15 protein-coding genes are annotated in these 13,204 nt (G+C 61.8%); 8 read left to right on the forward strand and 7 right to left on the reverse strand.

The window, feature by feature from the left end; all coding sequences use genetic code 11:
- Positions 1–113: 113 nt before the first annotated feature.
- A complete protein-coding gene (locus tag FB009_RS06770; protein WP_018210333.1) occupies positions 114–425 on the forward strand; it encodes a hypothetical protein in 312 nt (103 codons plus the stop codon).
- A gap of 64 nt (positions 426–489) precedes the next feature.
- Here FB009_RS06770 and FB009_RS06775 read toward each other — a convergent pair whose 3' ends face one another.
- Positions 490–1,080: an SOS response-associated peptidase gene (locus FB009_RS06775; RefSeq protein ID WP_011970140.1), complete on the reverse strand. Its 591-nt coding sequence runs from the start codon at positions 1,078–1,080 to the stop codon at positions 490–492.
- A gap of 55 nt (positions 1,081–1,135) precedes the next feature.
- Here FB009_RS06775 and FB009_RS06780 point away from each other — a divergent pair, with 55 nt between their 5' ends.
- Both FB009_RS06780 and FB009_RS06785 read left to right on the forward strand, forming a co-directional pair.
- Entirely contained in the window at positions 1,136–1,645 is a 510-nt protein-coding gene (locus tag FB009_RS06780; protein ID WP_011970141.1) for a DUF4334 domain-containing protein, read from the forward strand.
- A 67-nt stretch (positions 1,646–1,712) separates the two neighbouring features.
- Positions 1,713–2,357 (forward strand): glutathione S-transferase family protein, encoded by a 645-nt coding sequence (locus tag FB009_RS06785; protein ID WP_024324452.1) that lies wholly within the window; start codon positions 1,713–1,715, stop codon positions 2,355–2,357.
- Between the two features lie 114 nt (positions 2,358–2,471).
- On the opposite strand, the gene FB009_RS06790 is transcribed toward FB009_RS06785, so the two are convergent.
- The 4 genes from FB009_RS06790 to FB009_RS06805 are packed head-to-tail and all read right to left on the reverse strand — an operon-like array spanning position 2,472 to position 7,051.
- Complete coding sequence (locus FB009_RS06790) at positions 2,472–3,323, reverse strand: alpha/beta hydrolase (RefSeq protein WP_018210335.1); 852 nt, start codon at positions 3,321–3,323, stop codon at positions 2,472–2,474.
- Between the two features lie 17 nt (positions 3,324–3,340).
- Positions 3,341–4,804: an NAD-dependent succinate-semialdehyde dehydrogenase gene (locus FB009_RS06795; RefSeq protein ID WP_011970144.1), complete on the reverse strand. Its 1,464-nt coding sequence runs from the start codon at positions 4,802–4,804 to the stop codon at positions 3,341–3,343.
- A gap of 20 nt (positions 4,805–4,824) precedes the next feature.
- A complete protein-coding gene (locus FB009_RS06800) occupies positions 4,825–6,024 on the reverse strand; it encodes an iron-containing alcohol dehydrogenase (protein WP_018210336.1) in 1,200 nt (399 codons plus the stop codon).
- 22 nt (positions 6,025–6,046) lie between these two features.
- Positions 6,047–7,051 (reverse strand): Ldh family oxidoreductase, encoded by a 1,005-nt coding sequence (locus tag FB009_RS06805; protein ID WP_018210337.1) that lies wholly within the window; start codon positions 7,049–7,051, stop codon positions 6,047–6,049.
- A 93-nt stretch (positions 7,052–7,144) separates the two neighbouring features.
- On the opposite strand from FB009_RS06805, the gene FB009_RS06810 reads away from it, so the two are divergent.
- The 5 genes from FB009_RS06810 (at position 7,145) to FB009_RS06830 (ending at position 12,034) form a co-directional block, all read left to right on the forward strand.
- The gene (locus FB009_RS06810) at positions 7,145–7,837 is read left to right on the forward strand and encodes a GntR family transcriptional regulator (RefSeq protein ID WP_024324453.1); all 693 of its coding nucleotides are present in this window, start codon (positions 7,145–7,147) and stop codon (positions 7,835–7,837) included.
- Positions 7,834–9,426, forward strand: coding sequence for a sugar ABC transporter ATP-binding protein (locus FB009_RS06815; RefSeq protein ID WP_024324454.1), 1,593 nt, complete (start codon positions 7,834–7,836; stop codon positions 9,424–9,426). The genes FB009_RS06810 and FB009_RS06815 overlap by 4 nt, the downstream gene beginning before the upstream one ends.
- Complete coding sequence (locus FB009_RS06820) at positions 9,392–10,387, forward strand: ABC transporter permease (RefSeq protein ID WP_011970149.1); 996 nt, start codon at positions 9,392–9,394, stop codon at positions 10,385–10,387. The genes FB009_RS06815 and FB009_RS06820 overlap by 35 nt, the downstream gene beginning before the upstream one ends.
- Before the next feature lie 28 nt (positions 10,388–10,415).
- Positions 10,416–11,384, forward strand: coding sequence for a substrate-binding domain-containing protein (locus tag FB009_RS06825; protein ID WP_011970150.1), 969 nt, complete (start codon positions 10,416–10,418; stop codon positions 11,382–11,384).
- A gap of 62 nt (positions 11,385–11,446) precedes the next feature.
- Positions 11,447–12,034, forward strand: coding sequence for a DJ-1/PfpI family protein (locus tag FB009_RS06830; protein WP_011970151.1), 588 nt, complete (start codon positions 11,447–11,449; stop codon positions 12,032–12,034).
- A 141-nt stretch (positions 12,035–12,175) separates the two neighbouring features.
- On the opposite strand, the gene FB009_RS06835 is transcribed toward FB009_RS06830, so the two are convergent.
- The gene (locus tag FB009_RS06835) at positions 12,176–12,550 is read right to left on the reverse strand and encodes a VOC family protein (RefSeq protein WP_011970152.1); all 375 of its coding nucleotides are present in this window, start codon (positions 12,548–12,550) and stop codon (positions 12,176–12,178) included.
- Between the two features lie 66 nt (positions 12,551–12,616).
- Positions 12,617–13,195, reverse strand: a complete 579-nt coding sequence (locus tag FB009_RS06840; protein WP_018010950.1) for a tyrosine phosphatase family protein — start codon at positions 13,193–13,195, stop codon at positions 12,617–12,619.
- Positions 13,196–13,204: the final 9 nt, after the last annotated feature.

Genomic DNA, 13,204 nt, shown 5'->3' on the forward strand with positions numbered 1-13,204 from the left:
ACAATGTCTGCCGCGCGATCTTGTTCCGCCACAGCACGCGACTTCGATGCACCGCCCTATGGTTTTGCACTGCGGCGATCCCCATATCTCCCCCAACCAGCCGGGAGAACGCAGTGTCGGAATTCATCAGCTATCTGTTTGCCATCCTTGTCGTCGGTCCGCTGCAGGCGGAAATATCCGAGCGCCTCCAAGGCGTGCCATCAACCGAGATTGTCCAGGCAGGACGCGCCTGTATCGCTGCCGAGGCCCCAAGGCTTCTCCAACGCGCCCAGGAAGATTGGGGATGGGCGGCTGCGAATGCCGTCGGGATCAGCGTAGGACTGGTTGACCCGGCAAGCCTGCTCGCGGGCCAAAACGCAGATTGCGACCGACTCGTGCAGGTTCTGTCGCAGGGTGGCGGCGCCAACGGCGATGGTGAGGCATAGGAATTCGGTCGGAATCGCGTGTAGCAATGGCAAGGTGAACGTCGACCTTGCTGCCTCGTTCGGCTCAGCCTACTTGTTCGACTGCAAGAGTTCCCGCTGAGAGGGGCCTGATCAGTGACGTCGCAGAAATGGCCGGGTCGAGCCAGCTCGCCCACAGGCTGCGGTCCAGGATGACGATCTGCCGGTCGTGATATGGTGCGATGTCGGGCCCCGGCTCCATGGTGAGCATCGTGAAAGCCTGGCCGACATCCGGAGTCTCGCGCCAGATACCGGCGATGCAGAAGATGCGTTCTCCCTTCTTGGTGAAGAGCCACTTGTCCTTGCGCTTTTTCTTCGGGTCCTTAGGTTGCGTGAACTCATAGAAGCCATCGGCGATGATCAGGCAGCGGTTGGCGTCGAACGCCCGTCCTTCCGACCGGAAATTATAGACCGGCCGCTTGTTCGGTCCCGGCCAGCTCCATCGCCGCTGCACAAGTTCAGCCTCATCGCGCGCGCCGGCGAGCGTTCTGACGATGGGGCCGACGTCGGTGATCTTGATGTCCTCACGAGCTTCGAGGTTCGGCGTGCCTTCGCCGAAACGGATCTTGATCTTAAGCTCGGCGAACTCCTCGATGATCGAGGCGACATCCACCATCAGCCGATAATCATTGCACATGCATCCTCCGCCTCGGTTCGGCAAGAAAGAGCTCAAGCATAAGGACAATCATCCGATGAGAGAACAGCATTCAGTCCTTGAGGCATTTCGTCGCCGGTCGCCGGTCCATCCGCGCGAACTCGTCGGGCTATGGAAGGGGCGCGGCATTCCGGCAGGGCACCCGTTCGATGGGGTTCTGGAAAATTTCGGCTGGTTCGGGAAGCGGTTCACGCCGGACATGCGCGCCGATGCGTTGCTGTTTTGGTCCGGCGACCGCCGGCTGGTTGCCATCGATCCGGCAAGGATACCGCTTGGCCTGGCGCTTCGTTTCCACAATGTCGGCAGGACGCGTGCAGCGCGAAACCTGTTTTCCTATCTTCAACGCCGTCTTCGGGCGAAAGGCCCCGTCGCTTCCCTAACGACCATGGTGTTTGGCGGTGTCGAGAGTGCGGCCATGGTCTATGATGATCAACCGATCGTCGACCATTTCCGCCGGATCGATAATCGCAGCATCATGGGAGCGATGACGATCAAGGGCGACGGCCGGATTTACTTCTTCGAACTCGAGCAGGTCGACGAGCCCTGAAAACCGCACAGCGCGATGCCATCATAGTGTCTGATCGGGTCGACATGATTTGGATGGGCGATGTAGTATGAGCGAACTGATAGTTTGGACATATGATTGGGTGCCCGAAGGACCCCGTGGTTTCGTGCGCGATATACGACTGAGATGGGCCTGCGAGGAAGCTGGGCTTGGTTATTCGGTTCGAACGGTACCTTTCAGCGGGCGGGGGATCGAACATCTGGCGCGTCAGCCCTTCGGTCAGGTCCCGTTCCTGAGCGATGGCGAGCTTGAGCTATTCGAGAGCGGCGCGGGGCTCCTGCATCTCGCCCGGAAGAGCGAAAAACTCATGCCGCGCGATCCGGTCGGAGAGGCTCAAACGCTGCAATGGACGATCGCCGCGCTCAACTCGCTCGAGATGGTCACAGTCCCCTGGTGGTTTCTGGAAGTGACCGGTGCAAAGGACAATCATCTCACCGGCTGGCTGGAAAGCCGCCTCGGTCACATGGAGAACGTGCTGAAAGAGCGGGAATGGCTGGCGGCCGACCGCTTCACCGTTGCAGACCTGCTGATGGCCGATGTCCTCCAGGTCGCGAAAGTCCGCTCTTTCGGAGCGCGACCGGCGACGGAATCCTATGTGACCCGGATTACGGATCGCCCCTCGTTCAAGAAGGCACAGGCCGATCAGGTTGCCCACTTCGCTGCGGCTGACAAAGCGCGCTCGAGGCAGGCTTGATCTCCGTCTTGCGGCATGGAAGATGCCGCGCCCGATATGCTCGGGAGCCTTGCAGGCGATCGCGGAGCGTTTCCAAGAACGCGGAGCCAGGACAAGGGTCGACCTTGACGCTCGTCAAACATTGGGAACCTTTTCGGCAACGAGATCGTGAAGTGTCCTGCCAATCAAGCCGTCCGGATCGGCAAGGTCCAGGACCACGCTCATGTGATTAAATCCAGGCGCCGCAAGAAGCTCCGCCTTCTCGTTCTTCGAAGCCAAAACGGCTTGAAACTGCATCGCCTGATCATGAAACGGCGTCGTCTCGTCTCCGCCATAGGCGACGATGCGGCGGGGGCAAGGATGTTGGCTGGAGGTGAGCGGCGACCAAGCGTTTGCCTCCGCCGCCGTCATCTGCGCTTCGTCCCGCAGGAAACTGTTCGGGATCCCGGAAAGGTCATAGATGCCGCTCAGAAATAGGACGCCCTGTATGCTGGGCAACGAGGGCTCCCTGGTTTCTGACGATCCCGTCGCCGCGAGATAGGAGGCGAGATGCGCGCCTGCAGAATGGCCGCTCACCGTCAGTCGCCGGCAATCTGCGTCAAAATCCCCGGCGTGATGCTGAAGCCAGAGAACGGATCGCCGCACCTGATCGACCAGCACATTGAGCCGCGTGCCAGGCATGAGGTCGTATTCGATAAAGGCAGCAACGCCGCCGGCGGCCAGGACCGGCTTGGCCACGAAGCGGTAGTTCTCCTTTTCGCCAGACCGCCAATAGCCGCCGTGCACAAAAACATGGAGCGGCGCTCCGGCTTTCGGGTGTTCCGGCAAAATGACGTCCAAGACTTCCCGGGTGCGGGATCCGTACCGCAGGTCGGCCAGCACATTCGTTTCGGCTGACAGCGCACGGCTACGCTCCGCAAACTCAGCGGCAATGGCGTCGAAGTCTGGCACGAAGTCGCGAATTCGATAGAGGTCTTGTGACGTCATCTTCTCATTCTCCAGGATCAGTAGTCCACTGCGTAATACTTCGCCTCCATGAATTCCAGAATGCCTGTTACCCCGCCTTCGCGCCCGAGGCCGCTCTGCTTGACGCCACCAAACGGGGCGGCGGGATCAGACATCAGGCCCCGGTTGATGCCGAGCATGCCCGCTTCCAGGCGCTTGCCCACCTTCATGGCGCGTTTCAGGTCTCCACTGTAAATATAGGCGGCGAGCCCGTACTCGGTGTCGTTCGCAAGGCGGATGACCTCCTCCTCGCTATCGAATTTGTAGATAGGCGCCACAGGGCCGAAGATCTCTTCCCGCGCGATCGCGGCATCGACCGGCACGTTTTCGAGAACGGTCGGCGGATAGAAGTAGCCATTTTCAGAAAGCGGTTTGCCCCCGGTCGTCGCACGGGCGCCTCCGGCAACCGCATCCGAGACGAGTCTGTCGATCTTGCGCACCGCGTTCTGCGTGATCATCGGCCCGCATTGCGTGGACGGCTCATACCCCGGGCCGATCTTGAGCGCGGCCATTCGGGCCGTCAGACATGCGACGAAGGCGTCGTGGATGCCAGACTGGACGTAGAAGCGGTTGGCGGCGGTGCAGGCCTCACCGGCATTGCGCATCTTTGCGACCATGGCGCCGTCGATCGCGGCTTCCAGATCGGCGTCGTCGAAGACAACGAAGGGCGCATTGCCGCCGAGTTCCATCGAGCAGCTGACGACCGATTTGGCGGCTTCGGCAAGGAGCGTGCGGCCGACTCCGGTCGAGCCGGTGAAGGAGAGCTTGCGTACGCGCGGATCGGCGAGCATGGCATTCGTTACCTCGGCCGGCCTGCTCGTGGTCAGCACGTTTACGACGCCTGCCGGCACCCCAGCCTCTTCCCCGAGTCGCGCCATGGCATAGGCGGTGAGCGGTGTTTCGGACGCCGGCTTCAGAATGACGGTGCAGCCGGCAGCGAGCGCCGGGCCGATCTTGCGCGTCGCCATGGCAGCCGGGAAATTCCAGGGCGTAATCAGGACGGCGATACCGATCGGCTCATGGTCGACGAGGATATGGTGCGAGCCGGAAGGCGTGTGTCTGTATTCACCGGGAATGCGCGTCGCCTCTTCCGCGTACCAGCGGAAGAACTCAGCCGCATAGGTCACTTCTCCGCGGGCGTCGGACAAGGCCTTGCCGTTTTCGAGCGCGATGAGGGTCGCGAGGTCTTCGGCATGCTGGGTCATGAGCTGGAACCAGCGCCGCAGGATTTCTGAACGCTGACGGGCCGGGGTGTCGCGCCACCCCGCCGCCGCAGTCTCTGCGGCGGCGACGGCGCGGATCGCGTCCTCGACCGAGGCGTCAGCGACTTCGGTCAGCCTGTTGCCAGTCGAGGGATCTGTAACTGCTATGCCGCTGCCCTTCTGCCACTTGCCGCCGATATAAAGGCCCTCGGCATGAAGGGCCGGGTCGGCATAGCCGGAAATCCTGGTTTGGAACGTCATGTCGGCTGTCCTTTTCAAGTTCAATTCAGGCAGGACCGGTCGCCGCGATAGGCGGCGGCGACGAGATTGCGCATTTCTTTCGGGTTCAAGGGGCGGGGATTGTTCTGAATGAGGCGCGTGATGCCGGAGCTTTGCTCCGCCACCCAGTCGATTCGCTCCTCTTCAAGGCCGAGGTCCCGGAGCGTGCCGGGTATCCCGATCCGAGCGAAGAGGGAAACAAGAGCCGGTATCACCTCGTCCGGTCCATCCAGCCCCGCCGCCTGAGCAATCCTCCCCAGTTCGTCTCTCATGAGGGGGGCGTTCCAGGTCATGACATAGGGCATGAGGCAGGCGACGCCGAGGCCGTGGGCGGTATGGGTGAGGGCGCCCACGGGATATTGGATGGCGTGCGCGGCGGCGGTGCCGGCGACGCCGAAGGCAAGGCCGGCGAGCGTTGAGCCGAGCATCACCTTTTCACGCGCCGCGTGGTCGGCGCCGTTCCGACAGGCCGATTCCAGCCCCTGCCACAGAAGGGCGATGGCGCTGAGAGCGAAATGGTCGGACAATTCGTTCTTGCCGACGAACACACGCTGCTGCGAGATGCCCGGCACGGGATCGCGCCGGATCGCCGTGAATGCCTCGATCGCATGCGTCAGCGCGTCCGCGCCCGCAATCGCCGTCAGGCGGGGCGGGCAGGAAAGGGTCAGTTCCGGGTCGCAGATCGATACGGTCGGGATCAGGTGCGGGCTCGAAATGCCGACCTTCAGGCTGCGCTCGGCATCCGAAAGCACGGCGACGGGCGTCACCTCCGAGCCGGTTCCGGCGGTGGTGGGAATGGCGATCAGTGGAATGACCGGCCCCGGTACGGTGTGCTCGCCATAATAATCCTGCGGCTGACCGCCATGGGTCAGAAGCAGGGCAATGCATTTTGCCATGTCGAGGCATGAGCCGCCACCGACACCGATGACGAGGTCCGGCTCAAAGCTCCGGGCGCCCACGGAGCTGGACATCGCGGAATCCACGGGAACGTCCGGCAGGGTGGAACTGTCAACCATGACTGCGAGGCCCGCTTCATCGAGTTGCCGAACGAGTGATAGAAGGTCTGCATCCGCAGCAAGACGTGTGTCCGTGACGATCAGCGCGCGCCGGCCGATCCTGGCCGCGATGCTGCCGAGCGCATGCCGCTGGCCCGCGCCGAAGAGCAGTTCGCGCGGCGCCCTCAATGTGCCGAATAGGTTCATTGGCGTATTTCCTCCGATAGGTTCAGGCGGCCTCAAGGGCCATAAGATGTTCGTAAAGCGGTTGCGGCAGATCGATTCCCGCTTCTGCCGTCGCGGCGCGACGCGCCCGCGCGCCGTCGCCCGGAACGGTGACCGGACTTGCGGGATTGACGGGGCGGGACAGGCGCAGGCGGTCGAGATAGGCCGCAAGCGGCCCGAGGGTACCGCTCGCCCCTGCCGGATCAATCAGGACGAGGAGATCGCCCTTGTTGGCAGGATGGGTGTCGTCCAGCGTGCCGTGCACATCCGGTGCAAAATCGGAGCCGGCAAGTGCCGCGACGAGAAGCTCGATCGCAAGGCCAAGCCCATAACCTTTCGCGCCGCCGAACGGCGCGATTGCACCGGCCTTGGCGGCGTGCGGGTCCGTCGTCGGGCGGCCTTCGCCATCGACGGCCCAGCCCTCCGGGATTGGCATGTCGCGCATGGCATGATTGTTGATCTTGCCCATGGAAACCACGCTGGTCGCCAGATCCAGCACGAAAGGGCGGTCGCCGGAGGGGATTCCGATGGCGAGGGGATTTGTGCCCAGCATAGCCTCAGTGCCACCGAACGGATGGACGAGTGCCTCGCTGGTCGACATGACTATGCCGATCAAGCCGTCCCTTGCGGCGGCCTCCGCATAATAGGCAAGCATGCCGATGTGGTTGGCGTTGCGGATCGCGGCCACGGCGATGCCCGTCTCGCCCAGTATGCTTCGCATGATTCGCATCGCGTTCAGGACGACGACCGGTCCCAACCCGCGTTCGCCGTCCATGCTGAGAAAAGCCTGACGCCGCCATATTCCCGACCCGCGCGCTCGCGCATCCGCCAGGCCTTTGTCCAGTCGCGACAGAATGAGCGGCAGCCGCTGCAGGCCATGTGACGGCAATCCACGCAGTTCCGCTTCGATTAGAAGATCGGCCTGTAGGCGGGCACTTTCGGTTGGTGCGTTTCGTCGTTCGAGAAGTGTCACCGCCAACTCCCGAAGCCCTGTCGGCTGCAGCTTCATCCGTAATCCTATATCAGATCATATACGATATTGTATTTGACATCCGATATTTTATCTGGAACAAATGTCGCCGTGTCAAGCAGCAGTCGGAGAGTGAGAGTGGCGTTTGCGGCAGAGCGAGAAGGCAGGGGGGCGAGCATTCGCCCGAGCAGTGTGGTCGATGGCGTCTACGACAGCATCTACCACCGGCTGATGTCTTTGGAGATCGCGCCGGGTTCCCGTATCCCGATTGACGTGTTCGCCCGGGATCTGGGCGTCTCCCAAACACCGATACGTGAAGCCCTGAGCCGGCTGGAGCGCGAAGGACTCGTGCGCAAGGAACATTTGATCGGTTATAGTGCGGCCCCTCAGTGGACGAGAAAGCAGTTCGAAGACCTCTATGTCTTCCGCCTGCTGGTCGAGCCCGAGGCCGCAAGGCTCGCGGCAGTCAACATGACGCCCGATGCGCTCCGGCAGCTTGAGAATTCTGCCGCTGACATGGGGCATGGCGAGGCGCCGGTCGACCGCAACACGCGCTATTCCCGCTTTGCCCGCGCCGACGCGCAGTTCCATGATGCGATCCTGAAGGTCGCGGGAAACGAGGTGATCCGCAGCACGCTGTCGAACCAGCATGTTCATTTGCACATCTTCCGTTTGATGTTCCACACGCGCGTGACACAGGAGGCGCTGGAAGAGCATGAGAACTTGCTCGCCGCCTTCCGGGCCGGCGATCCTCAGGCGGCATTCGACGCCATGCGTATCCATATCGAGCGCTCGCGCGACCGGCTCCTTTCGGCTTTCGAATGAACGCGGTCCTCTCACCCCAATCGCTGGCGCCGCCTGCAAGCCCTGCCATTGCGGCGCTCAGAGCCGACGGGCTCGTCAAGACCTATGGTTCGATCACCGTCCTGTCGGACGTGACGCTCGATATTCGTGCCGGAGAGGTCCACGCCATCATCGGCGAGAATGGCGCGGGCAAGTCGACGCTGATGAAGCTGTTGTCCGGCCATGTCGCACCGACGGCTGGCCATCTGCTCATAGAAGGTGAACCGGTCGAATTCCGCAACGCTGTGGAGGCGGAAGCCGCCGGCATCGTGCTCGTGCACCAGGAAATCCTGCTTGCCGCCGATCTCACTGTGGCGGAGAACCTGTTTTTAGGGCGGGAGCTTGGTCGCGGCCTGCTGGTGGACGACCGGCTGATGAACCAGCGCACGAGCGAGCTTCTGGCTCGCGTCGGCTCGACGGCGCGGCCGCGCGACCGGGTGGGCGACCTGCCCCTCGCACAGCGGCAGCTGGTACAGATCGCGCGTGCTCTCCTGGATGAACGCAAGGTCGTCATCCTGGACGAGCCGACTGCCATGCTTGCGAACGATGAGGTCGCGGCGCTGCTTGAGATCGTCCGCAGCCTACGCGACCGCGGTGTCGCAGTCCTTTATATTTCTCACCGTCTCGACGAAGTGCAGGCGCTTGCCGACCGCATCACCGTGCTTCGCGACGGGCAAATGATCGGCACCTGGCCGGCGGCGGGCCTCGGCCAGCGCGATATGGCGGAGTTGATGGTCGGGCGAAAGCTCGAAATGCTCTACCCGCACAAACGGCCCGCCGTCAGCGGCGCGCCGATCCTGTCTGTGACCGAGCTTTCCGTGGAACACGGCAGGCAGTCAGCGTCCTTCGCCGTCTGTCCGGGCGAGGTGCTTGGCATAGGCGGCATGATCGGGGCGGGGCGCACCGAACTGATCGAGGGCCTGATGGGTCTTCGCCCGTCGGAGGCGGCAAGCGTCGTCTTCAACGGCCGGGAGATCGTGCATCGCTCCGTGCGCAGCCTGATGGATGCCGGTCTCGTCTACTTGACCGAGGACCGCAAGGGCAAGGGCCTGCTCCTGGAGGAGAAGCTTGGCCCCAACCTCACCCTGCAGGCTCTCGACAAGGTCAATCCCGGCACCGCCCTTGACAAGCGGGCAGAGTTTTCTTGTCTCGAAAAAGCGGTTGAGGCCTACGACATCCGCGTGCGCTCGCCGCGACTGGAGGCCGGCAAGCTTTCAGGCGGCAACCAGCAGAAGCTGCTGCTTGCCAAGGTGATGATGGCCGATCCCTCGGTGGTCGTCATCGACGAACCGACGCGCGGCATCGACATCGGCAACAAGAGCCAGATCTACGACTTCATCGACGCCATGGTTCGCGCAGGCAAGGCTTGCATCGTCATCTCGTCGGAAATGCCCGAACTGGTGGGGCTTGCCGACCGCGTTCTCGTGATGCGGGCCGGCAGGATCGTCGCCGAATTTCGCGGCTCTGAAATCAATGAGGAAAATGTCGTCTACGCCGCCACGACCGGTGGGCGCGCAGAAGCCGGAGAGTATGAACATGATCGCAGCGACAGCAACAATCGTACCGGCTGAGGAGGGCACCCGTATCCGCTGGGCCGATCTGGCGCCCTTTATCGCTCTTGCAGCAATCGTGCTGTTTGGCGCGCTCGTGAACGACAATTTCGTTTCATCGGCCAACCTGATCAACGTGGTAACGCGCAGCGCCTTCGTGGCCATAATTGCCGTTGGAGCGACCTTCGTCATTTCATCCGGGGGGCTCGACCTTTCCGTCGGCTCGATGATGGCCTTCGTCACCGGCATTATGATCATGGCGATGAACCACCTCGTTCCGTCCTTCGGGGACTGGGCAATCCCGATGGGAGCAGGTGTGGCGCTGGTAGTCGGCGTGATGTGCGGGTTGCTCAACGGTCTCATCGTGACGATCGGGCGCATAGAGCCCTTCATTGTGACGCTGGGCACGATGGGCATCTTCCGCGCCTTCATCACCTTCTTGACAGACGGCGGCTCCCTGCCCATCGACCGCAGTCTGCGGGAGGCCTACCGGCCGGTCTATTTCGGCAGCCTCTTCGGCATTCCCTATCCCGTGCTGATCACCTTCGTCGTCGTCATGCTGGGCGCTTTCCTGCTCTATAAGACGAAATACGGCCGCCGCCTGACCTCGGCCGGCTCGAATGTCGAAGTCGCCCGTTTTTCCGGCGTCAATGTCTCAGGTGTCCGCACCGTCGCCTATGTGATCCAGGGTGTCTGCGTCGCGGTTGCGGCCATCTGCTACGTGCCGCGTCTCGGCGCCGCGACGCCGACGACCGGGCAACTCTGGGAATTACAGGTCATCACCGCCGTCGTGATCGGCGGCACCCTACTTCGCGGCGGACGAGGGCGTATCGGCGGTACCGTGGCCGGCGCGCTCATTCTCGAGGTGATCGCCAACGTCATGGTCCTTTCGGACATGGTCTCGGAATACCTCGTCGCCGCCGTGCAGGGCACGATCATCATCATCGCCATGCTGGCGCACCGCTTTACCGCCAACCGCTGAAAACAGCACTGACTTCAAGGAGGAGAAAATGAAGTCCATGAAAAAAAAGGCCTGTCTCTTGTTATCGACCGCCGCGCTGATCCTCGCCCTGCCGCTCGGCAGTGCCCATGCCGAGAACAGTAAGGTGACGATCGCCGTCTCGATTCCGGCCGCTACGCATGGATGGACGGGCGGAGTCGTCTACCATGCCGAGCAGGCGGAAAAGGAACTTGAAGCCGCCTTCCCGAATGTCGACGTCGTGCTGTCGACGGCATCCTCCGCTACCGCACAAGTCTCCGCCCTCGAAGACCTTTCGGCAAGCCGCAAGCTCGACGCGCTGGTCATCCTGCCATTCACCTCTGAGGAACTGACCGGACCGGTCGAGCAGATCAAGCAGAAGGGCACCTTCATTTCCGTTGTCGACCGCGGCCTCACGGATCCGAACGTGCAGGATCTCTATGTCGCCGGCGACAACATTGCCGTCGGCGCCAACACTGCGCACTGGCTCGCTGACAAACTTGGCGGCGAGGGCAAAATCGTTGTGCTGCGCGGCATTCCCACCGTCATCGACGACGAACGCATCAAGGGTTTTTCCGACGTCATCAGCAAGACCAAGATAGAGATCCTCGACATTCAGTATGCCAACTGGAATCAGGATGAAGCCTTCAAGCTGATGCAGGACTATCTTGCGAAGTATCCAGAGATCGATGCCGTCTGGGCGAACGACGATGACATGCTGCTCGGTGTCCTGGAGGCCATCGACAATGCAGGGCGCAAGGACATCAAATACGCCCTCGGCGGCAACGGCATGAAGCAGATCATCGAGATGGTGAAGGCCAAGGACGAGCGCACGCCGATCTCGACTCCCTACCCGCCGTCGATGATCAAGTCGGCAATGTACATGACGGCGGCGCAGTTCAATGGACAGGCACCGGTACGCGGTTCCTTCCTGCTGGGCGCGCCGCTGATCACGCCGGAGAATGCCGACCAGTTCTACTTTCCCGATTCACCATTCTGATCCGAAACGGTGCCTGGTAGATCCGGGCACCGCCTGACATCCATGACAACAGGAGACATGACATGAGCGGCAAGAAAATCCTCATGCTGACCGGTGAGTTCACCGAGGAATATGAGATCTACGTGTTCCAGCAGGGGATGGAGGCAGTTGGCCATACGGTTCACGTCGTCTGCCCGGACAAAAAGGCTGGCGACCGCATCAAGACCTCTCTGCACGACTTCGAGGGCGACCAGACCTACACGGAGAAGCTCGGCCATTATGCCGACATCAACAAGACGTTCTCCGACGTGCGCGTCGAGGAATATGACGCGGTCTATGCGGCCGGGGGCCGCGGGCCGGAATATATCCGCACCGACAAACGCATCCAGGACATGGTCCGCCATTTTCATGATACCGGCAAGCCGATCTTCACGATCTGCCATGGCGTGCAGATCCTGATGGCTGTCCCTGGCGTGCTGGAAGGCCGCAAAGTTGCCGGCCTCGGCGCCTGCGAACCGGAGGTCACGGCTGTCGGTGGCACCTATATCGACGTGAAGCCCACCGAGGCCTATGTCGACGGCAATATGGTCTCGGCAAAGGGATGGACGGGCCTTGCAGCTTTCATGCGCGAGTGCCTGAACGTGCTCGGCACGAAGATCACGCACACCTAGTCGGTTGACGTGAGATCGACGACACCTACCCCTCGGGCTGCATCGCCCCGAGGGGCGGGTTTCGAAGCCTCCGATGCCGGGTGCCGGAAGCAGATGCTTAACGCTTGCAATTTCGCTTGTGGACGTTTGTCGACGGAGAGATCAGGGCTCGGGTTCGTGGCAAACCACTTCGATGTTGTGCCCGTCCGGACCGATGACGAAGGCTGCAAAGTAGTTCGCGTGGTAGTGCGGGCGAAGACCTGGGGCCCCATTGTCTTTGCCACCCGCCTCCAGCGCCGCGCGATAGAAAGCTTCGACTTGCTGCCGATTCTCGGCGATGAACGCCAAGTGAAGATGCGCCGGCTTCTCTTCGGTCTGGTACAGGCATAGTGAAGCCTTGCCCTTCGGGCTCAACTCGACACCGTAGGCCGGCGTCCCCTCCGAGACGACAGCCACACCGAGTGGTTCGAGTGCGCGAAGGAAGAACGCTTTGCTTGCTGAATAGTCGCTGACTCCGAATTTGACGTGGTCAAACATGCGTTCTCCCGAGGTGTGTCAGCCTGCTTGACGGACAGCTTTGAACCGCTGAAACGAGTGCTGTTCTCAGTCGAATCTGGCCATTGCGAGTTCGGCGCTTCTGTTAAGGCTCGTCATCCAATCGCTGAATTGCGGCTGGGTTTTGATCTGGCGTCCATAATGGCGGGAAAGCGCGCGCAAAAGCGCTCCGTCGCGCCCCAGCTGTTCGTCAGCAAATCCGACCATCAATGAGTTCGGCCAAGCCTGCGGCCGGATGCCAACCAATCTTGCGAACAGGGATTCCGCTTCTTCATCCGGATTGGCCTGGGCCATCAATGCCAGCATCGCCGCTGTAGAACGTGAAATGCCCATATGGCAATGCACGAGGACATGGCTGGGAGCCCCGCGATCCTCTCGAGCCAGGTGATCGGCACCGAATCTCAGGATCGCTTCGACATGCTCCGGGGCCGGCATGACCTGACCCCGCGTCGCGACAATGATGTCGTGGAAGCGCAAAGTCGTGCGATTGTGTTTTCCGTACGTCTCGAATGCATCCAGTTCCGGGTGATCCGGATCCACGATCGACAGGACATGCGTGACGTTGCGGGCACTCTGCGCAGGCAGTTCATGAATGCCGCAAATGGTCAGTTCAGGGACAAGAGCCAAATCCAAGAC

Origin of the sequence: Sinorhizobium medicae, from assembly GCF_007827695.1 — a bacterium.
Lineage (GTDB): Bacteria > Pseudomonadota > Alphaproteobacteria > Rhizobiales > Rhizobiaceae > Sinorhizobium > Sinorhizobium medicae.